The 23,463-nt window shown below is 58.5% G+C and carries 18 protein-coding genes and 1 pseudogene; 12 read left to right on the forward strand and 7 right to left on the reverse strand.

Annotation, left to right across the window (positions count from 1 at the left end):
- Window positions 1–40: 40 nt before the first annotated feature.
- Window positions 41–2,335, forward strand: a complete 2,295-nt coding sequence (gene metE / locus WDO70_10415; GenBank protein ID MEJ0063582.1) for a 5-methyltetrahydropteroyltriglutamate--homocysteine S-methyltransferase — start codon at window positions 41–43, stop codon at window positions 2,333–2,335.
- Window positions 2,336–2,344: 9 nt separating this feature from the next.
- A complete protein-coding gene (locus WDO70_10420; GenBank protein ID MEJ0063583.1) occupies window positions 2,345–3,217 on the forward strand; it encodes a methylenetetrahydrofolate reductase in 873 nt (290 codons plus the stop codon).
- On the opposite strand, the gene WDO70_10425 is transcribed toward WDO70_10420, so the two are convergent.
- A complete protein-coding gene (locus WDO70_10425) occupies window positions 3,214–5,103 on the reverse strand; it encodes a potassium transporter Kup (GenBank protein ID MEJ0063584.1) in 1,890 nt (629 codons plus the stop codon). The genes WDO70_10420 and WDO70_10425 overlap by 4 nt on opposite strands.
- A 356-nt stretch (window positions 5,104–5,459) precedes the next feature.
- Here WDO70_10425 and rpsF point away from each other — a divergent pair, with 356 nt between their 5' ends.
- The 9 genes and pseudogenes from rpsF (at window position 5,460) to WDO70_10470 (ending at window position 12,687) form a co-directional block, all read left to right on the forward strand.
- Complete coding sequence (gene rpsF, locus WDO70_10430; GenBank protein MEJ0063585.1) at window positions 5,460–5,903, forward strand: 30S ribosomal protein S6; 444 nt, start codon at window positions 5,460–5,462, stop codon at window positions 5,901–5,903.
- Window positions 5,900–6,172 (forward strand): 30S ribosomal protein S18, encoded by a 273-nt coding sequence (rpsR, locus tag WDO70_10435; protein MEJ0063586.1) that lies wholly within the window; start codon window positions 5,900–5,902, stop codon window positions 6,170–6,172. The genes rpsF and rpsR overlap by 4 nt, the downstream gene beginning before the upstream one ends.
- 16 nt (window positions 6,173–6,188) lie before the next feature.
- The gene (locus tag WDO70_10440; GenBank protein MEJ0063587.1) at window positions 6,189–7,199 is read left to right on the forward strand and encodes a hypothetical protein; all 1,011 of its coding nucleotides are present in this window, start codon (window positions 6,189–6,191) and stop codon (window positions 7,197–7,199) included.
- A gap of 32 nt (window positions 7,200–7,231) precedes the next feature.
- Window positions 7,232–7,792, forward strand: a pseudogene (gene rplI / locus WDO70_10445) (50S ribosomal protein L9).
- A 470-nt stretch (window positions 7,793–8,262) separates the two neighbouring features.
- Window positions 8,263–9,198: a hypothetical protein gene (locus tag WDO70_10450; GenBank protein ID MEJ0063588.1), complete on the forward strand. Its 936-nt coding sequence runs from the start codon at window positions 8,263–8,265 to the stop codon at window positions 9,196–9,198.
- Window positions 9,195–9,569, forward strand: coding sequence for a phosphoribosyl-AMP cyclohydrolase (hisI, locus tag WDO70_10455; protein MEJ0063589.1), 375 nt, complete (start codon window positions 9,195–9,197; stop codon window positions 9,567–9,569). Before WDO70_10450 ends, hisI begins: the two co-directional genes overlap by 4 nt.
- 96 nt (window positions 9,570–9,665) lie before the next feature.
- The gene (locus tag WDO70_10460; protein MEJ0063590.1) at window positions 9,666–10,631 is read left to right on the forward strand and encodes an HlyD family efflux transporter periplasmic adaptor subunit; all 966 of its coding nucleotides are present in this window, start codon (window positions 9,666–9,668) and stop codon (window positions 10,629–10,631) included.
- Window positions 10,628–11,554 (forward strand): ABC transporter ATP-binding protein, encoded by a 927-nt coding sequence (locus WDO70_10465; protein MEJ0063591.1) that lies wholly within the window; start codon window positions 10,628–10,630, stop codon window positions 11,552–11,554. Before WDO70_10460 ends, WDO70_10465 begins: the two co-directional genes overlap by 4 nt.
- A gap of 35 nt (window positions 11,555–11,589) precedes the next feature.
- On the forward strand, window positions 11,590–12,687 hold the full coding sequence (locus tag WDO70_10470; GenBank protein ID MEJ0063592.1) for an ABC transporter permease: 1,098 nt from the start codon (window positions 11,590–11,592) through the stop codon (window positions 12,685–12,687).
- Window positions 12,688–12,692: 5 nt separating this feature from the next.
- On the opposite strand, the gene WDO70_10475 is transcribed toward WDO70_10470, so the two are convergent.
- From WDO70_10475 to WDO70_10495, 5 genes are all read right to left on the reverse strand, one after another.
- Window positions 12,693–13,682 (reverse strand): hypothetical protein, encoded by a 990-nt coding sequence (locus WDO70_10475; GenBank protein ID MEJ0063593.1) that lies wholly within the window; start codon window positions 13,680–13,682, stop codon window positions 12,693–12,695.
- Window positions 13,683–13,697: 15 nt separating this feature from the next.
- Window positions 13,698–17,222, reverse strand: coding sequence for an OmpA family protein (locus tag WDO70_10480; protein ID MEJ0063594.1), 3,525 nt, complete (start codon window positions 17,220–17,222; stop codon window positions 13,698–13,700).
- A gap of 113 nt (window positions 17,223–17,335) precedes the next feature.
- Window positions 17,336–18,121 carry an inositol monophosphatase family protein gene (locus tag WDO70_10485; protein ID MEJ0063595.1) on the reverse strand — a complete coding sequence of 262 codons (786 nt, stop codon included), beginning with the start codon at window positions 18,119–18,121 and terminating at the stop codon, window positions 17,336–17,338.
- A gap of 8 nt (window positions 18,122–18,129) precedes the next feature.
- The gene (gene efp, locus WDO70_10490; GenBank protein ID MEJ0063596.1) at window positions 18,130–18,696 is read right to left on the reverse strand and encodes an elongation factor P; all 567 of its coding nucleotides are present in this window, start codon (window positions 18,694–18,696) and stop codon (window positions 18,130–18,132) included.
- Window positions 18,697–18,813: 117 nt separating this feature from the next.
- On the reverse strand, window positions 18,814–19,761 hold the full coding sequence (locus tag WDO70_10495; protein MEJ0063597.1) for a hypothetical protein: 948 nt from the start codon (window positions 19,759–19,761) through the stop codon (window positions 18,814–18,816).
- 164 nt (window positions 19,762–19,925) lie between these two features.
- Here WDO70_10495 and WDO70_10500 point away from each other — a divergent pair, with 164 nt between their 5' ends.
- A complete protein-coding gene (locus WDO70_10500) occupies window positions 19,926–20,387 on the forward strand; it encodes a hypothetical protein (protein ID MEJ0063598.1) in 462 nt (153 codons plus the stop codon).
- A gap of 202 nt (window positions 20,388–20,589) precedes the next feature.
- Here the strand turns inward: WDO70_10500 and ppdK are convergent, their stop codons facing one another.
- Window positions 20,590–23,289, reverse strand: a complete 2,700-nt coding sequence (gene ppdK, locus WDO70_10505; GenBank protein MEJ0063599.1) for a pyruvate, phosphate dikinase — start codon at window positions 23,287–23,289, stop codon at window positions 20,590–20,592.
- Between the last annotated feature and the right edge of the window lie 174 nt (window positions 23,290–23,463).

Raw genomic sequence — 23,463 nt, forward strand, 5'->3', positions numbered from 1 at the left:
CCGCCCGCATCACACTCTCTTTCTTGGCGAAGGAACAACCATGGCGCTCTCGACCATTCTCGGCTTCCCCCGCATCGGCAAATCCCGCGAGCTTAAATCGGCGCTGGAAAGCTATTGGAAGGGCCAGACTTCCGAGGCCGACCTGCAAAAAACCGCCGCCGATCTGCGCGCCCTCCATTGGCAGCAGCAGCGCGATGCGGGCATCGATGCCATCCCGTCCAACGATTTTGCGCTCTATGACCAGATGCTGGACATGTCCGCCCATCTTGGCGCCGTGCCCGCGCGCTATGGCTGGCAAGGCGGACAGGTCGATCCGGCGACCTATTTCGCGATGGCGCGCGGCGCGCAGCAGCAGGGCATGGACGTGCCCGCCGCGGAAATGACCAAATGGTTCGATACCAACTATCATTATATCGTGCCGGAATTCGCCGCCGATCAGACTTTCAAGCTTTCCACGACGAAGCCCGTGGATCAATTCAACGAGGCTAAAGCCCTGGGCATCGTGACGCGCCCGGTTCTCATCGGCCCCCTCACCTATCTGATGCTCGGCAAACGCCATGGCGGCGGACGCAATCTCGATTTGCTGGATCGCATCCTGCCCGCCTATGTAGAAAGCCTGAAGCAATTGGAACAGGCGGGCGCGCAATGGGTGCAGCTTGACGAACCCGCTCTGGTCATGGACCTCAGCGATACGGCGCGCGCGGCCTATGCCAAAGCCTATGCCGCGTTGCGCCAGGCCACCGGCCTGAAATTATTCGTGGCGACGTATTTCGGCGGCCTGGGCGATAATCTTGACACGGCGCTGCAGCTTCCCGTCGACGCGTTGCATATCGACCTGACGCGCGGCGGCGAGCTTGACGCGGCGCTGGCGAAGATTCCGCCATCGATGACCTTGTCGCTTGGCGTCGTCGATGGCCGCAACATATGGCGGAATAACCTGGATCAATCCTTACGGCTTTTGGAACGTGCTGCGGAGAGATTGGGCAAAGACAGAATATGGGTCGGCACTTCGTCGTCGCTTCTGCATGTTCCCTACGATCTCGATCTGGAGACTAATCTCGATCCGGAACTGAAAGGCTGGATGGCGTATGCCAAGCAAAAGCTGCAGGAAGTGGCCGTTCTCACCAAGGGCCTGAATCAGGGCCGCGCCGCGATTGCCGACGCTCTCGCTGCCAGCAATCAGGCGGCAGAATCGCGCGGCAAATCGTCTCGGATTCATGATCCGGCGGTGGCGCAGCGTCTGGCAAAGCAGCCTCTCGCGGACGCCGGGCGCAAGACCCCCTTTCCCGCGCGCCAGAAATTGCAGAAACAGCGTTTCGAGCTGCCGCTTTATCCCACGACGACGATCGGCTCCTTTCCGCAAACCCAGGACGTACGCAAGGCTCGTGCCGACGCCAAGGCCAAACGCATCACCGCCGAAGCTTATGATTCCTTTCTCAAGGAACAAGTAAAGGCGTCCGTCGCGTTCCAGGAGGAAATCGGCATCGACGTGCTGGTGCATGGTGAGTTCGAGCGCAATGACATGGTGGAATATTTCGGCGAGCAACTGTCCGGTTTCGCTTTTACGAAAAACGGCTGGGTGCAATCCTACGGCTCGCGCTGCGTGAAGCCGCCGGTGATTTTCGGCGATGTGTCGCGGCCGCATCCGATGACGGTGTACTGGTCGCAATACGCGCAAAGCCTGACCAAGCTGCCGATGAAGGGCATGCTGACCGGCCCGGTCACCATTCTGCAATGGTCGTTCGTGCGCGACGATCAGCCGCGCTCGGTGACGACGCATCAAATCGCGCTGGCGCTGCAGGACGAGGTGCTGGATTTGGAAAAGGCGGGCATCCGCATCATTCAGATCGACGAGCCGGCGTTCCGCGAGGGCCTGCCGCTGCGGCGCGCGGCGTGGAACGATTATTTCGCATGGGCGGGACAGGCGTTTCGGCTTTCCTATACCGGCGTGCAGGACGACACGCAGATTCACACCCATATGTGCTATTCGGAATTCAACGACATCATGGACGCGATCAAGTCACTGGATGCCGACGTCATTTCCATCGAGACGAGCCGGTCGCAGATGGAATTGCTCGACGCTTTCATCACCGACAAATATCCGAATGAAATCGGCCCCGGCGTCTACGATATCCATAGCCCGCGCGTTCCGACGCAGGAAGAGATGAGCGCGCTGCTGGAAAAAGCGAGCGCGCGCATCGATGCGAGCCAGATATGGGTCAATCCCGATTGCGGCCTGAAGACCCGCGCCTGGCCGGAAACCAAAACCGCGCTGATTAAAATGGTGGCAGCCGCCAAAGCCATGCGCGAAAGCGCGCGGCGGAAGGTGGCGTAAAAGAGTCTCATGGCCGGTAAATTCACCACGTCCGATATCGATTTCAGCCTCGAGGTTTTCCCGCCAAAAAGCCAGGCGGGAATGGCCAAGCTGCTGGAAACGGTCGATGCCTACGCGGCGCTGAAACCGTCCTATGTCACGGTGACGTTCGGCGCCGGAGGCTCGAAGGAAATCGTCGACTATGTGCGCCAGGTGGTCAACCGCATTGCGACACAAACGGGAGTTCCGGTCGCGGCGCATATGACCTGCGCGGAACGAAGCCGCGAGGAAGTCGATTCCATCATCGATAATTTCTGGAATGACGGCGTGCGACATATCGTCGCCTTGCGCGGCGATCTGTTGACGCAGAACGAGCCATACCACCCTCACCCCGACGGATATTTCTATACGTCCGATTTCGTGACCGGGATCAAAAAGCGGCATCCGGACATGACCGTTTCCGTGGCGGGCTATCCGGAAACCCATCCGGAATCGCCGTCGGAATCATTCGATCTCGACCACCTCAAGGGCAAGGCGGACGCGGGCGCCGACCGCGTGCTGACGCAGTTCTTTTTCGATCCGGAAGTTTTTCTGCGCTGGCGCGACAAGGTTACCGCTCACGGCATCGATATTCCGCTGGTGCCGGGCCTGCTGCCTATCCTGAACTTTCCCCGCATGCTGGGTTTTGCGAAAAAGTGCAACGCCAAGGTGCCGGGATTTCTCCACACGATGTTCGAAGGCGTCGATCCCGAAAGCATCGATCACAAGCTGCTGGCGATGAACGTGCTGTCGCACCAGATCACCCGCCTGATCGAGCATGACGTGAAGTCATTCCATTTCTATACGCTGAACGACACCTTGCTCACCAAGCATCTCTGCACATGGATGCGGGCGGGATTCTAAATCTCGATCTGCGTCCCAAGCTCCAGCACCTGCTCGGGCGGGATGCGAAAGTAATGCGTGGCGTTTTCCGCCGCTGTCGACAGAGCGATGAAAAGCTGCTCCTCGATCGGCCCCATGGTAGGAACGTGCGAGGCGATAAGAGTCTCTCGGCTCAGGAAATAGGATACCGCCTTCAAATCTATATCCCAGCCGTCGAGCGCAAGCAGTGCCAGAGCCTGCGGCACGTCGGGTTGATCCATAAAGCCGTATTTGGCGACCACCGTGTAGAAATTACGGCCCAAATCCTCGAGTTCCAGCCGGTCTCCGATGCTGACCCACGGCACATCGAGCACCTTGACCCGCATGAAAATAATGCGCTCATGCAAGACGCGGTTATGGCGAAGATTATGAAGCATGGCCTTGGGCACGCGCTCGACATTGGCCGTCATGAAGATCGCCGTGCCGGGAACGCGAGGAACATTTTCGTTCAGGCTGGTGATGAATTCCCTGCTGGACAATACCTTTTTATAAAGCGCGTCGTAAAGAACGCCTCGTCCATGCCGCCAGACCATGACAATGCTGCAGAGAATAAAGGCGATGCCGATCGGGAACCAGCCGCCGTCGAAAATTTTCAGCATCGTCGAGGCAAAGAATACGGTATCGACAAGCAGCAGCGAGCCGAATACGGCGACGCTTATGATGACGGGCCAGCGCCATAGCGATACAGCGACGAACCCGGCTATTATAGTCGTGACCATCATCAGGCCGGTTACGGCGACGCCGTAAGCATGACCGAGATTGTCCGAACTGCGGAATCCCAGCACAAGCGCGACGACGCCGAGCATCGCCAGCCAATTCATGCGGGACACGTAGACTTGGCCGATTTCCCTGGCCGAAGTATGCCTGATCCGCATGCGCGGCAGAAAGCCGAGCGAAACCGCCTGCTGCGTCACGGTGAATAACCCCGATATGACCGCTTGCGACGCGATGATCGTCGCCAGGGCCGAAAGGCCGATAAGCGGATATAGCGCCCATGGCGGCGCCATTTCGAAAAAGATGCTATCCAGAACTTCCGGATGCTGCATCAAGAGCGCGCCCTGGCCGAAATAATTCAGAACCAATGCCGGAAACACAATCCAAAACCAGGCCATCCGGATAGGACGGGCGCAGAAATGGCCCATATCGGCGTAGAGCGCCTCGCCGCCGGTTACGGCAAGAAACACGAAGCCCATGACCGCAAAAACCTTGCCGGGTTCGCGAAGCGCCATGTTGATAGCGTAAGAAGGGTCGATCGCCTCCAAAACGGAGGATTCGCGCATAATCTGGAACGCGCCTAAAAAACCGATGGTTGAAAACCACAATATCATAATCGGCCCAAACCACGCGCCGATCCGGTGCGTGCCGTGGGATTGGATCATGAACAGGCCGACCAGAATGATCAGCGTAATAGGCACGATATAATGATCGAACGCCACCGTCGCTGTTTTCAATCCTTCGACGGCGCTCAAAACGGAAATGGCGGGAGTAATGAGGCTGTCGCCGACGAATAACGCAAACCCTAAAATCGCAAGCGCCGTGAAAAATGCCCGCATTCGCGAAGTTTTGCGGAGTCCCCTGCTCGCTAGGGTTCCGAGCGCCAAAACGCCGCCTTCGCCGTTATTGTCGGCCCGCATGATCAGCATGACGTATTTGATCGTAACCGTGATCGTCAGCGACCAGAAAATCAGGGACAAGGAACCGAGAAGATATTCCGGCTTCAGCGCCGCATTCTCCCCAAGGCCAAGCAGTACTAATTTGAGTGCGTAAAGCGGGCTGGTTCCGATATCGCCATAGACGACGCCAAGCGCGCCGAGAATGAGCGTGCCGGTTAAATTGCCTTTTTTCGAGCGGAATTCAGCTTCGGCCATTAGGGTCGGGACTCAAAAGAAGGTTATAGGGGCGTCATAGCGGATGATATAAATAATAGAGTATCTCTTAGTATTAAAAGCGATTTTTCAGTTTGCCCATTATATATTAACTTAAGTTCAAGGATGTGGATAAGGCTTGCTTTCCTCGTTCAGTGAACTATAGTGGCGCCCGTTAAGGTGCGGGGTCATAAGATAGCCTTGTGCTCATATAACTCCTTGCTGGTGTCATGGCTTGACGATACCGGCTAGTGGATCGCCGCTTTGGCGGATAGATCCGGGGTTCGTGCGGCTGATGTGTGCGGAATTGTTCCGGAACCAGCGATGAACTGCAAATGTCCATAGGGGAGAGCCGATTTATGCCATACTACGAGTCCGTCTTTATTGCGCGGCAGGATATCACCACGCCTCAGGTCGAAGCGCTGGCCACTGAATTTGCGGAAATCGTCCGCAAGAGCGGGGGCGAAGTGACCAAAACCGAACAATGGGGCCTGCGTAACCTTGCTTATCGCATCAAAAAGAACCGCAAGGGACATTATGTCCTGTTCAATATCGATGGCCCTTCGGCCGCAATCCAGGAGCTGGAACGCAATTTGCGCCTGCATGAGGATGTGCTGCGTTATCTGACGGTCGCTGTCGAAGAGCTTGAGGCCGGGCCTTCGGCCATCATGCGCCGCGATGAGCGCGACGGCGAACGCGGCGAGCGTTTCGACCGCAGCGGCCCGCCGCGCCGGGATGGTTCGGGCCGTCCGCCGCGCCATGACCATTCAGCATCCGATACCCCAGAGGAGAACCGGGCATGAGCACCGATACCGCAGCAGCAGCAGGCGGCGCTCGCCGCACCGCCTTTTTCCGCCGGCGCAAAAGCTGCCCGTTCAGCAATCCGCAGGCGCCGAAAATCGATTATAAAAATCCCAAGCTTTTGGTCCGATATATTTCCGAGCGCGGCAAGATCATGCCGAGCCGGATATCAGCCGTGTCGGTGAAAAAGCAGCGCGAATTGGCCATAGCCATCAAGCGCGCGCGGGAATTGGCGCTGTTGCCATATTGCGACAAGAAGGCGGGCGGCTAACCCGCCCTGGCGTTCCATGGATATGGAAGCGATCACTCCCCCTTCTCCCCTTCCCAGGCGTGGGGTTCAGGGTTTCCTGGCGGCTGTTCTCGCCGGCTTGTTCGCGGGCGTCCTATCGGTCATCGCAATCAGTAGCCAAAACAGTTTGCTGCTGTCCGGTTTGGTTCTGATCGTGCCGGTTCCGCTATGCCTGGTTGGGCTTGGGGTCGGCGGCGGCGATGCTATCGTGGCGGCGATGGTGGCTACGGCGACCATCATGTTCGGGGTCAATGACATCGTCATGACGATGGCGATCGTGGTGGTCTATATTCTGCCCGCGCTTCTTTTGTGCTTACTTGCATTGCGTTATCGTTATGACGGCGATAAAAATTTATATTGGTATCCGGCGGGACGGCTGCTGACGGCCGTTGCGGTATATCCGGTGATTGCTTTCGGGCTGTTATGTTTGTTCGCGGGCAATGGCGGCATAGAGAAAACGCTGCACGATGCTTTCGCGCAGTATTTCGAGCAAATGATCGCCTTCGATAACGATCTGTCGAAAGCCGACAAGGCCGCGCTCATCGAAAGCATCAAGGCGCCGCTCGATATGCTTATCGCCGTCATGCCTGGGCTGACCATCTCGTTCTGGATGACCGGCATGATGGTTTCCGCGATGTGGGCGCAATATGCGCTGACGGCCAATAAGATGGCGTTGCGCCCGACGCCGTGCCTAACGGACCTTGATTTGCCTTACGCGTTGCTTATTCTGCTGGCCTTAATGGGCTTGATCGGCTTTTTCTTTGTCGGTCCGGCCGCCTATTTCGCCCGCAACACTTTTCTGCCGCTATCGATGCCGTATTTTTTCGTCGGCATATCGCTGATGCACTTGTGGGCCGGCAAGCGGAGTCATAAGTATCTATGGTTGCTGGGGTTTTATGTGCTGATTATGTTCGGGTGGCCCGCGATCGTCGTCGCGGCGGTCGGGGTATTGGAGCCATGGCTGCATCTTCGCATAAAAATAAATGGCAAGACTAAAGCAAGCATCTAAAGACAACTTGAAACACTGGAGAAGATAACATGATTGAAGTCATTCTTATGGAACGCATCGAGCGTCTCGGACAATTGGGCCAGGTGGTCAAAGTCCGCCCCGGCTACGCGCGCAATTATCTGTTGCCGGAAAAGAAGGCGCTGCGCGCCACGAAGACGAATATGGAATTCTTCGAGAAGCAGCGCGTTCAGATTGAAGCGCAGAACGCTAAATTGCGCGAAGATTCCGAGGCTCAGGCCAAGAATCTAAGCGGCATTTCCGTTCTTATCATCCGTCAGGCGAGCGAAGCCGGACAGCTTTACGGTTCAGTGACCGGCCGCGACGTCGCGGAGGCTGCCGCCGAAGCCGGGCATAAGATCGAGCGCCGCACTGTCGAAATCCCCTCGCCGATCAAGACCATCGGCTTGTTCCAGGTCAAAGTGCGGTTGCATCCGGAAGTGAGCGTGCCGGTCACCGTCAACATCGCCCGCACCGAAGAAGAAGGCAAGATGCAGGCGCAAAAAAGCGCCGCCGTGAAGGCGAAAGCCGAGGCAGCCGAGGCGGAATCCGCAGCCGCGGTTTTTGCGGAGGCCCCTGCCCCCGCCGCCGAAGCTGCTCCCGCTGCTGAAGACATCGAAGCCAAGCCCGCCAAAAAGCGCGCGAGCAAGAAGAAGGCCGACACTGGCGAGGATGCCGCTTAAGAAAGGGAGGGCTATGTCGAAAAGAACGCGACAGCCCGTAAAAGTGACCATAGGTCCGCACCGGCCCTATCCTCCGGCGCTGACCGAAGGATGTCCTTTCAAAAATGGGGGCGGCTCTTTGGTTGAAGGCGAGCGTGGCATGGCTCAACATCAATTTAGCGTTGATCCTGAAACGGCAAGGCGGCAAGCTGCCCAGACGCTCGCGCTCCTTCAAAGAAGCCGTAGAACTCCTTCTCTATAGTTATTCTGGCACACGGCCCTATGCTTCTGTGCCCCAACAACCACACTCATCAATGAATTGTTAAGATTGTGGTCATTTTCTGTTAACCATAATCCTAATTCGCGTTAATATTCTGTGCATAACTTGCGTAGGAGACGCTCAGTTGGGCAGCGATAAACAATCACAACAGGCGCAACAAAAACGGCCGCAACCACAGGCGGGCGCGCCTCTTTTCCCCCATGACCGGCTGATGGCGCTTGTGCAGAGGCTGGCTAAAAGCCAGATCGATCTTCAGCATATCAGATCTATCTTGCCGGACGAACAGGCCGAAGGAAGCCGCAATAACCTGGCTACCGGCGATGATTGGGACGCGATCAAGGGCGTCTGCGGCTATGGCCGCGATGATTTTGACGGAGCGGGCGCTCCCCTGCCCCTCACTGCGGCTGAAATTCATCATTTCTGCCGTAATCACCGCGAATGCGACATGAGCCTCGGCGACCAATTCGCCGTCATGGACGGCACGTTGCCGGAATCGCTGGAAGCGCTCTATAGCGTATATTCCGGCCAAGCTCGTGTCGACGCGGAATCGACGTTGTTCCTGGCTCAAGCCAGCGGCGTAACGAGGGTCGCGCGCATGATGGCCGATTTGTTCGCCCTGGGCGGGTTCAATCATGCCGACAAATCGGTATTCTGCGAGGGCCGGGTCTATGCCGTCGCCGCCGCTTTCGATACCGCCACCGTCATCGACGCGGCGAATCATGAGGCAGCCAAAAGACTGGCGCTTTCCGCCGATCACCCGGATCATCTGCTTCGCCTCAGTCCGGACGATATCGGCCTCCTTGCCGCCGAGCTCGTGACGCGGCACCGCTGCAACGCCGAAGCGTTCCTTAAGAAAGCCAACCTGCTTGCGGAAGCGCGGCAGGATGTGAATCGGTTCTCGTCCAAAGAACGGCTGGCCAAAGCGATTCACGAAGGCGATCTGCCGACCGATCTTGCATGGGTCGACCGTTTGCTCGCCGCTGTCCGCCGGATCATTCCCGCCTTCGCCGGAGATACCAGCGACCACCAGAATCCCGATCGTCATCAAGCCTCGGCATGACAAAAACCGTCTATCAAGACAGCGTCATAGAAGATTTCGTATCCAAAATAAAATTCGACGCGCAAGGGCTGGTACCTGCCGTCGCCCAGCAATGGGACACGGGAAAAGTTCTCATGCTCGCCTGGATGGACAAGGATGCCGTAGGCGCGACGATGCGCACCGGCGACGTGACTTATTGGTCCCGCGCGCGCCGCGAGCTGTGGCGCAAAGGCGCGACGTCCGGCCATGTTCAGGAACTACGCGGCATCGTGCTGGATTGCGACGGTGACGCCCTTCTGCTGCAGGTCGATCAAACCGGCCCCGCCTGCCATACCGGCGCGGCAAGCTGCTTTTTTACCGTAACGGCGGGAATGCCTGGGGAAGTTTCGTAAAATTTTTGCCGCGCAACATGGGACGGCATCCGCTATAATCGGCATGGATAATCCCTCTCGCTGTTTGCAAAGAAAACCCCGGCAAGAAATACTCCAATGACAAAAATATTCCGTGCCATCGCCCCCCTGCTCATCCTCGCGTGCCTTGCGTCCTGCAAGCCGGACGGGGAAAAGGTCAACGGTTATGTCGAAGGAGAATTCGTCCGCATGGCGCCTTCCTCCGGCGGCATTCTGCAAACACTTTCGGTCGAGCGCGGCGATAAGGTCAAAACCGGCGATCCTCTCTTCTCGCTTGACCTTACATCCCTCAAAGCCGCGCGCGATTCTGCCGACGCGGCGCTAAGAGAGGCCGAGGCCAACTGGAAAGACCTTACCAAGGGTCTGCGCCCGGAGGAGATCGAAGTTATTATCCAGCAAAAAGCCCAGGCGCAGGCGGTGCTGGATAATGCCGAAAAGCAATTCGCGCGGTCGGAGTCGTTGGTCAGGAAAAATGCCGGCAGCGCCATGCAGCGTGACGCCGACAAAGCGGCATTCGAAAGTGCGCAGGCGCGGATGATCGAACTGGAGGCGCAGCTGAAAGTGGCGGGACTGGCGGGACGCGAGGACCGTCTGGCCGCGGCGAACGCCGTCATCGACGCCGCGCGCAACAATCTTGCCGAGGCCGAAAAACGATTGATCGAGGCGCATCCTGAAGCTCTCGCCGCCGCGCAGGTGGAGGATACGTTCTATCGCCCCGGCGAATTCGTGGCGGCGGGATCGCCGGTCGTAAGCCTGCTGCCGCCGGAAAACGTGAAACTGCGCTTCTTCGTCCCCGAAAAAACGCTGCCGAAAATCCATCCCGGCAAAAAAATAACCGTCACCTGCGACGGCTGCAAGGAACCCATCACGGCCGACGTCAGCTATATCTCAAATCAGTCGGAATTCACTCCGCCCGTTATCTACAGCGTGGAATCGCGCGACAAACTTGTCTTCCTCATTGAAGCGAAGCCCGAAAGTTTTCACCCGGAACTGAGGCCCGGCCTACCGGTCGATATCACCCTCGAAAAAGACGATGCGCCATGATGGGCGAAAACATCATCGACGTGCATGGTTTGACCAAGAGATATAACGGCCATGCGGTCGTCGATCATGCGAGCATCGCCGTGCCTAAGGGGCGCATCTACGGATTTCTCGGCGCGAACGGCAGCGGCAAGACAACGACCATCCGCATGCTGTGCGGCCTTCTCACGCCCGACGAGGGCGAAGGCACATGTCTGGGCCTTGATCTGCGCCGGAACGCGATGGAAATACGCAGCCGCGTCGGCTACATGACGCAGAAATTCAGCTATTGGGAAGATTTGACCGTACGCGAGAATTTGAGCTTCGTCGCCACGATGTACGGGCTTGATCGCCCTGATGACCGCGTCAACGAAGCTTTGGAAGGCCTGGGACTTCAGAAACGCGACAATCAGCTGGCGGGCACGCTTTCGGGCGGCTGGAAGCAGCGGCTCGCGCTGGCCGCCTGCATCATGCACGATCCGGCGCTGCTGCTTCTCGACGAGCCGACGGCGGGCGTCGATCCGCAGGCGCGGCGCGAATTCTGGGACGAAATCCATCGCCTCGCCGCCAAGGGCATCACCGTTCTCGTCAGCACGCACTATATGGACGAAGCCGAGCGCTGCCATGAGATCATCTATATGTCGCAGGGCAGGATCATCACGCGGGGCACCGTTCCCGATGTCATCCGCCATGCGGGCCTCGTCACCTGGACGGTAAAGGGGGAAAACCTCATGAGCCTCATGGCGATTCTGGAAAAAGACCCCGCCGTTAGCACTGTCGCCGCCTTCAGCGACAGCCTGCATGTGAGCGGCATAGACGAGCAGACGCTCGACAGGGCCATCGCGCCGTTTCGCGAAGGGCGAGGCTATGCATGGGTGAAGACGGAAACGCGGCTGGAGGACGTTTTCATCCATTACATGGCCGGAATGAAGAAGGAGGCCGCGTGAAGAGCGGATTCTCCCTGCGCCGCGTTCGCGCCGTGATGGTGAAGGAATTCACCCAGCTGAGGCGGGACCGCACCACCTTCTCGATGATCCTGTTCGTGCCGCTGATGCAGCTCATTTTGTTCGGTTACGCCATCGACACCGATCCGAGGCACCTGCCCACCGCCGTGCTGGTGCGCGACGGTTCCGAATTCGCGCGCACCTTCGTCGCGGGGCTGGAGAATTCCGGCTATTTCTCCATCGACCATCGCGTCGGATCGGAGGAGGAAGCGCGGCTTCTCCTGCAGCGCGGCGAGGTGCAGTTTGCCGTCACCATCCCCGAAAATTTCGGGCGCGAGCTTGTGCGTGGCGCAAGGCCGCAGGTGCTCGTGGAGGCCGACGCGACCGACCCCGTCGCCATCGGCGGCGCGCTCGGCGCCGTGGGAGGCGTGATGGATACAGCACTGCGACATGATCTCAAGGGGACGATTTCCTCTCTCCGGGAAAAAGCCGGGCCAGTCGATGTCGTGCTCCATCGCAGCTATAACCCCGAGGGGCTGTCGCGCTATAACGTCGTGCCCGGCTTGATGGGGGTCGTGCTGACCATGACGGGCATCATGATGACGGCGCTGTCCATTACGCGCGAGCGCGAGCGCGGTACGATGGAGAATCTGCTCGCCATGCCCGCCAGGCCGATCGAGGTGATGGCGGGCAAGATCGCGCCCTATGTGATGATCGGTTATATCCAGTCCGCCATCATCGTGCTGGCGGCGAAGCTGTTGTTCAGCGTGCCCATGCTGGGAAGCCTGTGGCTGCTTTCCGCCGTCCTGATCGTTTTTATTTCCTGCAATCTCGCGCTCGGCTTCACCCTCTCGGCGAATGCCGGAAATCAGATGCAGGCGATGCAAATGTCGATGATGATGACGCTGCCCTCGATTCTGCTGTCGGGCTATATCTTCCCGTTTCGAGGTATGCCGCTGTGGGCGCAGGCTATCGGCAGTATGCTGCCCGTTACCTATTTCATGCGCATCGTGCGCGGGGTTCTTCTGAAGGGGAACGGGTTCGAGGAAATATGGCCAAACCTATGGCCGCTCTTCATCTTTCTGGCGGCCATTACCTCTTTTGCGATGAAACGCTACAAGCGCACGCTGGATTAGCGGCCTCAGCGCACCATCTGCTTGAAGTGGTTCCAGATCACGGTGCCGGAGTCGATATCCATATTGCTGCGGCCGATGATCATTTCGGCTATGGGCGATGACAGTCCCGGCCACATATGGCCGCCATGATCGATGACATAGAAACTCGACGTCGTATTCGCGAAGCAATCTCCACGGCTATCCAGGCGGACGGTCGAATTGTCCCGTTTGTGAAGATTTGGCAATCTGGTTTCGACGACGCGGGAATCGCAGCGCGCGTTATCGGCCCAGAATTCGAAGCTTTCCGCCGCGCTAAGCATGATCGGATCGTCGGATTTGCCCCTGCTCCCTCCGCCATTCTGCGGGCCGCCGTTAAAATTGAAAAACTTGTCTTCCGTGCCGTTGACGGCGATCCACGGCACCGCTTTATCCGGATGGCATTGCGCCTGCTGCAACACGGGCAGCGCCGCGACGACATAACCGCCGCCTGCGAGAAGATGCGCTTTATGGCAGGCAAAATTTTCTGTCATCAAACCGCCGTTCGACGCCCCGATCATGAACACTTGGTTCGGATTGGCCGCATAACGGTTGACGGCCACGGTGATCAGCCGTTCCAGGAATTTGATATCGTCGGCGGTCGAGGGCTTGCCGCTCACGACCTTATGCCGTCCGTCGTTCCAGTGGCCGCCGTCGGCGGCGTCCGGCGCGATCAGGATGAATCGCTCCGATTGGGCAAGCACCGGCAGGCTGGTCTGTTTCCAGACCTTGCGCCCGCTTTGCGTTCCGCCATGCAGCAGGATGACGACCGGAAACGGCCCGCCGCCGGGCGGACGGTAAAACAGGTAACTGCGCGGAATGCCCTCAACCTCGATGGAATCTTTTTGCGCGGTGCGCAGCGATCCTTTGTCCGGAAATCGAATATCGTCATTCTGGCGCGGGGCGGCATAAGCATAGAAAGGCGTCATGGCCGATATCGCCATGAGAATGAGCGCCGTCATGACATGGATATGCCGCATGATGCTATCGGTGATCTATTGGGCCACTAAATCCACGCGGTCGGCCTCATGGTCGTCCGGTGTATTCGCTCCCATGGCTCGAAGCGTAATCTGCTCGCTTCTGGCTCCCACGGCGATAAGCGCGTCGCGAACCGCCAGCGCCCGCGCCAGGGAAAGGCGGCGCGCTTCCCGCGCATCCCCCGATTTCGCATAAGCGATGACGGTCAGACGCATGCCGGGATTATCGGCAAGCTGGCCGCCCGCCGAAGCGATCCCATCCAGGACGCTGCTTTTCAGCACTTCGGAATCTTCGCTGAATTCTAGGCTGATGATGCTGGAATGGCCTGTTTGATGCAATTTAGCCACGCCGTTATCCGAAGGCCGCATATTGAGAGTGCCGGGAGAACGAATGGCTGGCGCGGGCACATAACTCTGGGTGCCAGGCGTCAGATCATTCGTATCAAGACGCGGCGTCGTAAGAGCCGCAACCGGAGCTGCTGGAGCCGCGAATGATGGAGGCGTCAGAAGCGGCGCTTGCGGAACGGCGACAAGAGGCGGCGGAGCCAATTTTGGCGTCACGACAGCGACGACGGGTGCGATGGGCGGCGGCGGCGCAGTCACGGGCACGATAACCGGTGGTTCCGGTTGCGGTGCGGGAGGCGACGCGAAAACCGGAGGTTCCGGCGCTGGATGCAGAACGATAGGCGCGGCGGCGGGTTCCTGGGCCGGAGGCATCGGCGGTTCCACGACAGGAAGCGGGGCCGGTGGCGGCATGGGCGCCGGAGGAGGAGCGATAGGCTCGACTTCCACGGCGGTGGTTTTCGGTTCGTCCGAAGAGAATATCGAAAACACGGAACCGAATACCGATTTCTTTTCAGGGGGCGGCGGCGCTGGTGGCGCGGTCACGGCAACCGGCTCTGGCGGCTGAATGGGGGCAGGAGCTGGCGTCGGCGGGGGCACGGAATAAATATAGTCCGATTTTTCTTCCCGCTTCTTTTTAGTCTTCTGATGTTTTGGTTTCTTTGGCTTGGCTTCCGGTTTCGGCGCCGATGGAGCCGGGACGGACGCCGTCGGGACAGGCGCGGATGGCGGCACTATGACCAGCGGCGGCTCAACCGTGGGCAGGGCTGCTTCCGGTTCGGCTTTCGGCGGCGATGTTTCCACAGCGACCGGTTCTTCCGCCGCCAGGGCGGCCAGAGAACCTTCACCGATAGGCGCTTCTTTTTCTTTAGGCGTCCCATCGACAGGCGCGGATGCCGATACGGATGACGACGGTTCTGCCGGAGGCATCTCTGCCGCGACCGCCTCTTCCGGGGATACCCACGAGATGAGGGACTTGAAAATGGATTTCTTCGGCGCAGCCGGTGAAACTACGGCCTCGGCGACAAGTTCGGGCTTCGGTTCTTCGATGGCAGGTTCCGCGACGGCCAAGGCAGGTTTTGGCGATAACGCCACCATGGACAGGAAAGTGGCGAGAGCGGGTTTTTCTTCAACCGGCGTCGATGAAGGCGTCAAAGGCGCTTCGTCCTGATCCGGCTGACGTGCGGGCAATGCCGCCATGACAGGAGCGGGTTCAGGAGCGGGCGGAGGGGACGATGGCTGCGGCGCGCTGGCTGCAACGATCTCCGGCATCGTCCATTTGGCGAGAAGCGGAAGAATAAACGCCGGCTGTTCCGGCGGCGCGGGTATCGGTTGCGCCGGAGTATGGGCGGCAATAATCTTGAGCTTTGGCGGCGTTAATCCGGTATCGTGCGAAGCTACAGCCGGATTAGAAGCGGGCGCTTGCTCTTGCGCCGGGGGCTTTGCATCCGATTCTTCCCAGGCGATCCAGGACATCATCGAGGCAAAAACGCCTTTTTCTTGCGCGGGAGACGATGATGCGGAGGACGCGGCGATTTTCGTTTCAGGCGATGTGACCGTTTCCGCCGTGGCTGTTGGCGTGGCTTTTTGCCGGGTCGCCAGCAATGCAGCTGCAATTTGCTCATAGGCTGGCGGCGCTATGGGCTGAATCAAATAGGGTGCGTTGCATGAAATAGAGACGCCGCCATTGACGCCCGCGCACTGCCAATTCCAGGGGCCCCGCCCATTAATCTCGCCCGGCAGCCCGGATGCGCAAAAATGACTGGCCGGAATTTCCGATACCGCGACATTCGAGACTTCGCCGCATGCGCCGTTAATGGCGGGTAATACCGTTGGCGCAATTGGCGCGGCGGCTGCAGCAACCGCGGCTTCTTTGTCGGCCTTTTCTTTGGCCTTGACCGTTTCCGCCTCTTTGATCCTGCTCTCTTCGGCTTCTTTAACTTTAGCGGCCTCAGTCTCTTGGGCTTTAGCTTCCTCGATTTCTTTAATCTTGGCCGCTTCTGCCTCTTTAGCTTTCGCCGCTTCCGCTTCTTTGGCTTCGTTTACAGCATTTTTCGCGGGATCGGTGGCCGGCGCTGCTTCGCTTCTCGCAAAGCTTACCGGCTCTTCTGTTTTCTGAGATATGACCGGTGAAGCGGACGGTTCGGAAACCATCGCTTGCTTTTCTCCGACGAGAGCCATGCATTGCACGCTGGTGCCGCCATCGCCGCCATCGCAGATCCAGCGCCACGGCCCGCTGCCAAGAACCGTCCCCGGCGTTCCGGCATTGCATAGCGCGATGGTCGGCGCGCTCGGCAAGGCCATGTTGTTAGCCGTGCCGCATTCGGCCAGCACCGGCAAATTCACCGTGCATGATACCAGGCGGGCCTGAGTATCGGCGCATGTCCAATTCCAAGGCCCTTCGCCCGTAACCTGGCTCGGCGAGCCTTTGGCGCATAAATCCTGGGTCGGAGAGATAATCGTCGCCGTTTTAACGGCAGCGCCGCAGGAGGCATCGGCAGTTGCTACCGTGACGGAATCTCCGGATGAAGCAGAAGGCGGCGGCACGACAGCTTCCGGCGCTTTTGTCTTGATGGCATGAGGCGCAGGCTCAACCGGCGCGGCCGCCGCTGCTTTAATTTTCGTCGGCGCAGCGGCTGGGATTCGATTGGTCAAGGAAACGGGCTGGAAGATTTTCTGAGCTTCGGCGGCAGCCGTAACAGCGGGACCGCACGTATTGGCAAGCCATACGTCCTGCAGTTCCCCCGAGCCGCATTTGACACGGGTTTCGCCGTGAATGTCGCCGGTGAACTCGGCGGGATAACCGGCATCGACGCAGCGCCTGACCCATGGCACGGCTTTATCGACGCAGGGGCTGCTTACGGTTACTAACGGGGCTGTATTCTCGGGCGCGGGAGCGGCAAGCGCCGCTGAAGCCGCCGCCGTGGCGCTGGGAGCGCTGAATAAAGGACGCGCTACCGGCTTCGGATCGCGTATATGCACTGTCGAAAGCGCCGCCTTGACGGCTTCGGGCCCCATGCGGCGCACGCCCGGCAATACCGGAGGCCGCAAGGGCTGAACGACAACCAATGCGTCTTGTTTCGATGCCCGCGGCGGACGGATATCTCCAGGAGCCATATTTTGAGCAGACGCGGGCCCGATCGTCGCCGCCAGCGCGGCAACCGAGAATAATCCCCATCGCAATGTTCCGTATGAGAACATGGAAGCTTCTACCGGCCCTGTTTATAAAACGATTCAGACTATATGCCGTCCGTTCTTCATGGCAAGAAAATCAAAAGGGTTCAATGGGATATAATGAAAAAGTGCGACATACTTCACGCACTGCGCAGCGTGCCGAGCAGGGGTTCGTGAATGCCTTGATTGCTGACGAAGATCGTCCCGCCGGTTAGCGGATCTGTATTCGGCGTGAGCGGGCTTACTCTGCCGCCCGCCTCCATGACGAGCAGCATGCCCGCCGCGATATCCCAAATCTTTATGCCGTCTTCCCAGTAGCCGTCGAACTTTCCGGCCGCCACGTAAGCCAGATCCAGCGAAGCCGCCCCAAATCTCCTGATTCCAGCCACTTGCGATGAAACGCTTACAAGTTGATTGAAGAATCCTGGAATTTCGTGTCCTTTGAATGGGATACCGGTCGCAATTAAACATTCGCTTAAATCGCTGCGTTGAGACACGCGCAGCCTGCGGGAATTGCTGTAGGCGCCCATGCCTCGTTCCGCCCAGAACATTTCATCGCTGATCGGGTTATAGACGATACCGGCCATGATCTTGTCGCCCTCGGCGGCGGCGAGAGAAATCGCCCAATGCGGCACGCCATGCAGGAAATTGGTCGTGCCGTCGAGCGGGTCGATGATCCATCGCCAGGGCTTGTCGGTCTGCTTTTCGTCGCCCTCTTCCATGATGAAGCCGAATTCGGGACGCGCTCTGGCAAGTTCCGAGCGCAGCACCTCTTGCGCGCGCAAATCGGCGGCGGAAACGAAATCGGCCGGCCCCTTGCGCGATACCTGAAGATGCTCGACTTCACCGAAATCGCGTTTAAGCCCTTTCGCGGCCTTTTCGACCGCGCGAACCATGACGGTAATCAATGCGCTGCGGATAGCCACGATATGTCCTAATCTCTTGCGCGTTCGACGTACGAACCGTCAACGGTGTTGACGACGATTTTGGTTCCGGCCTCGATGAAGGGCGGCACCATGACGCGCTCGCCGTTTTCGAGGATGGCGGGCTTATAGGAAGAAGACGCCGTTTGCCCTTTCACGACCGGGTCGGCTTCAACGATCCTGAGCGCGACGTTCGGCGGCAGCTCGACGGATAGCGGCGCGCCCTCGAAGCTCTTCACCGAACAAATCATGCCGTCCTGCAAAAACACCGCGGGCTGGCCGATGACGTCGCGCGGGATGGTCATCTGCTCGAAATTGGCCTGGTCCATGAAGGTGAACATGTCGCCCTCGGCGTACAGAAATTGCATGTCCTGTTCGCTCACCTGCACGCGCTCGACTGTTTCCTGCGTCCGGTAGCGGATGTCGGTCTTCGTGCCGGTGCGGATGTCTTTCATCTCGACCTGCACGATGGCGTTGCCCTTGCCGGGGATCATGATCTCGGATTTGATGACGACCCATAATTTGTTGTTGTAATCGACGACATGGCCCTTGCGTAGCGTATTGGCATTAACCTGCATTTTCGACGTCCAATGATGTAAATACGGATTGCGGAACATGCCCTGAAAGCATGGGAATTCCGCCTTGTTGTTGACGTTTTCCGGATATTTGTCAACTGACGGGCTTGATTTCCGGTATCAGGACGGATGCGATTGCGGCGGGCTGCCGCCGCCCGGGCGCGATGGAGGCTTTTGCGGCGCGAGGTATTGGAGCTCGAAAGCCGTCATCCTTTGAAGGTTAGCATCTCCGCTGAGCAAAGCGCGGTCATGCGCGAATTGCGCGACCTCGACCTGCCGCTCGGGTTCAGGCAAGCGGTGGGCATGAGCGCTAAGAGACATGATGGCTTTTCTTCCAAGTTCCGATCCGGGCGAAGTGCCAGCCAGAATGTTCTTGGAATGCTCTATCAGCTTTTCCACCGCCGATTGTTCAAGCGCCGAACCTTTGGGAAAATGCTGGATCGCCGAATCAAAGCCTTCCAGCGCTTTGACTTTATACAACATGCCGGCCATCGGAGTTGCCGCGTTCGATTGCATGAGATGATCGGTGCCCTCTAACAGAGGTTCAGCGTAGGCATGACACTCAACTCCTCGCTCGCACCACGTGCCCAGAGTTATGACCATATCGCATAGCAATTCAGGATCGTCGTCGGCGATGGCAGACTTCAAAACGGCGCTAATGCTGCGCGCGGCCCGTTGCGAAGCCTGCATTTTCAAAGCTTCAGGCGCATACGTCGCCGCGGTTATGAACCCCTGTATAGCCAGCATTTTGTGTTCGTCTCTGGGCGATGCGGCGAGGCGTTCGGAGATATCGTTCAGCGAGTCGATATAGCCGATTTCTCCTTTCTGCGTCAGCCGGTCGATCATTTGACGCGTCGAGCTTTCGAAACCGTCCATGGCCGTCTTTTTATGCGCTTGGTCCGGGGAGCGACTCAGGCATACCGAGACGACATTCAAAAACTCGATATAGCGGGGATGATCCTGTTCATGGATCCATCGCGTCAATTGAGGAATGGCATCGTTCAAAACCGGGTAATCCTCGGCTTGGATCGCCTTGTCTATCTGCTCGACATATTCTTTGACGGACATGGTTATTTTTCTCCTATACGCTTCGCATTATAGAAGAGATTCATGAAAGTATATGCGTCATTCATGGTTAACGCGCGGATGTACGGCGCATATGATGTTTTACTTTCAGGAAAATTCGTTAGTATCAGGGGCGATCATTACATTAAACGCGGGGATATAATCTCATGACCGAAGTCACTTTCCGGAACGCCGCCAAGCAATTTCTTGCCACTCCTCAACCCCGTGCCGGCGACATCGCCGCTCTGGACAAGGCGATGCATCGGATGCCGGGCGGCGATATCGAGTATTTGGAAAAAACAGGCAAATCGATTGTCGATAAGTTGCTGGTTGCCGCGACCGGGTCGCTTGCTTCATTGCCGCCTACTGACAGGCAGACAAACGCCGTTGCCCTGATCGGTTATATTTTCCAGAAAACGCCGAAGGTTATTCTTCAAATTCCGGATATGAGGGCCAAATTCGACGAGGCGTTGAAAGTCCAGGTAGCTCCAAGGAGAACGGTCGTCAAGGCTTTGCGATTCATCGAGGGCGCGGGGCAAACTTACCGCTTCGCAATGGAATCGCCCCAGCCGTCTAGGCCAGAAGCAACCGCGCAGACGGAAAAACCAGCGGATAAAAATTTAGGATAACGGAAGGATATATTTATGAGTGTAGATAAGACGCAAAAAACTACGCAGCCAGATCCTACCGTTCATCCGGCGCCGGCGAGCGAACCGGCCTTTCCGCTGGTGGATTCTCCTTGGGGAATTCAGCCACGACGGCCTGAACCGGCGACCCGTCAAGGCTGGGGTTTCCAGTACGAGCCGAAGAAACCGTAATTGAGTCTAAATCCTAAGCCGCGCTGCGCTGCATTTCCTTTTTCGCCAATTCGGAGAGCATGGCCTGCGCCGCCGCCAGCCGGGCAATCGGCACGCGATAAGGCGAACAGGACACATAATCCAACCCGACCGCGTGGCAGAATTTGACCGATGCCGGATCGCCGCCATGTTCGCCGCAGATGCCGGTTTTGAGGTCGTGTCGCACCGCGCGCCCACGCTCGAAAGCGATCTTGATAAGCTCGCCCACGCCGTCCTGGTCGATGGTGACGAAGGGATCATTCTCCATGATCCCCTGCCCTATATAGTCGCCTAGAAACAACCCCGCGTCGTCGCGGCTGATGCCGAACGCCGTTTGCGTCAGGTCGTTGGTGCCGAAGCTGAAGAATTGCGCGCTTTGAGCGATGTCGCCCGCCCGCAGGGCCGCGCGCGGCAATTCGATCATCGTGCCGACGAGATAATCGATATGCGCGCCGGAATCTTCCATCGCTTCCGCCGCTGCCTGATCGATGACGGTTTTGAGAATATCGAATTCCTTGCGATCCATGATCAGCGGCAGCATGATTTCCACCAGCGGCGCGGTTCCGAGCTTTTCCTGCACGTCGAGAGCCGCCGCGACGATTGCCCGGGCCTGCATGGCGTATATTTCCGGATAAGTGATGCCGAGACGGCAGCCGCGATGCCCGAGCATCGGATTAGATTCATGCAGCTGCAAAGCCCGCGCCCGCACCCGCGCCGGATCGACGCCGGAAGCTTTGGCCACGGCATCGATTTCCGCATCCGACTTCGGCAAAAATTCATGCAGCGGCGGATCGAGCAGACGGATGGTTACGGGCAGCCCGGCCATGATCGTGAACAGTTCGACGAAATCGTCGCGCTGCATCGGCTCCAGGATGGCGAGCGCGTCGCGGCGTCCCGCCTCGTCATCGGCGACGATCATCGCGCGCATGGCGGAAATACGGCTTTCGTCGAAGAACATATGCTCGGTACGGCAAAGCCCGATCCCTTCCGCGCCGAATTGCCGCGCGGTTTGCGCGTCGAGCGGCGTTTCAGCGTTAGCGCGCACCTTGAGCCGCCGCACGTCATCCGCCCATCCCATGATCGTGGCGAAATCATCCGACAGTTCCGGCTGCACCGTCGGCACCGCGCCCAGCATCACCTCGCCCGATGCGCCGTCGACGGTGATGTCGTCGCCCTGTTTCAGGACATGCGCGCCGATCGTCATCGTGCCGTTTTTCTCGTCGATGCGGATCGCGCCCGCTCCGGCGACGCATGCGCGCCCCATGCCGCGCGCCACGACCGCCGCATGGCTGGTCATGCCGCCGCGCGTGGTCAGGATCGCCCGCGCCGCATGCATGCCGTGAATATCTTCGGGGCTGGTTTCGATTCGGCACAGAATCACCGCTTCGCCCTTTGCCGCCCATTTCTCCGCCGTGTCGGCATCGAGGACGATCTTGCCGGAGGCCGCGCCCGGCGACGCAGGCAAGCCCTTCGTCAAAACGACGCGCTTCGCCTTGGGGTCGAGCGTGGGATGCAAAAGCTGATTCAGCGCATGCGGATCGAGGCGGAGCAACGCCATTTCCTTGTCGATCAGCCCTTCCTGCACCATGTCGGCGGCGATCTTGAGCGCCGCCGCCGCCGTGCGCTTGCCGCTGCGGGTTTGCAGCATATAAAGCTTGCCCTGTTGCACGGTGAATTCGATGTCCTGCATGTCGCAATAATGCGCTTCGAGCTTGCGACGGACATGATCGAGCTGGGCGAAAACATAGGGCATGATTTCTTCCATGGCCGGTTCGGCGATGCCTTGCTCCTGCTTGCCCTTGATCGTGATCTGCTGCGGCGTGCGGATTCCCGCGACGACATCCTCGCCCTGCGCGTTGACCAGATATTCGCCATAGAATGCATTTTCGCCGGTAGAAGGATTGCGGGTGAAAGCGACGCCGGTGCAGCAGTCCATGCCCATGTTGCCGAACACCATCGCCTGGACGTTCACCGCCGTGCCCCAATCGCTGGGAATATCATTCAGCTTGCGATAGGTTATCGCGCGCTGATTCATCCATGAGCCGAACACCGCGCCGATAGCGCCCCACAACTGCTCTCCGGCATCCTGCGGGAAAGGCTTGCCCAGATTCTTCTCGACGACCGCGAGATAGCCTTCGATGACTTCCCGCCAATGATCGGCCTGCATCTCCGTATCCTGGCGCAATCCCTTGGCGAGCTTCACGTCATCCAGCACTTCCTCGAATTTGTAATGAGGGACGTCGAGAACGACATTGCCGTACATCTGGATAAAACGGCGATAACTGTCATAGGCAAAGCGGGCGTCGCCGCTCTTCCGCGCCATGCCTTCGACCGTCTGGCTATTGAGTCCGAGATTGAGGACGGTGTCCATCATGCCCGGCATCGATACGCGCGCGCCAGAGCGCACCGAAACCAGAAGCGGGTTCTCCGCGTCGCCGAATTTCGCGCCGACGAGGGCTTCGACTTTCTTCAGCGCCTCGGCAGCCTGACGTTCCAGATCGGCCGGATAATGTTGGTGGTGCGCGTCGTAATAAGCGCAAGCTTCGGTGGTGATCGTAAATCCCGGAGGCACCGGCAGTCCCAGATTGGACATTTCGGCGAGGCCCGCCCCCTTCCCGCCCAGCAGGTTTTTCATGGACGCGTTGCCTTCAGCCTTACTGTCGCCGAAGCCGTAAACCCACTGCGTCGCAGTCATATTCCACTCCCCCCTAGGACGGTATAATCGAGCATTAACCTAACCAGGAAGCCAAAGCGAGAGAAGAAATTAACGCCGTCTCATGCCGGGAGGATCGCTTGCCATCGAACTGCATTTTATATATATGTGCCGCAGGGAATTTGACCCTTGGCGCAGGTATGACGGCATGTCGAA

The organism is Alphaproteobacteria bacterium (assembly GCA_037200005.1).
Lineage (GTDB): Bacteria > Pseudomonadota > Alphaproteobacteria > UBA9219 > RFNS01 > JBBCGY01.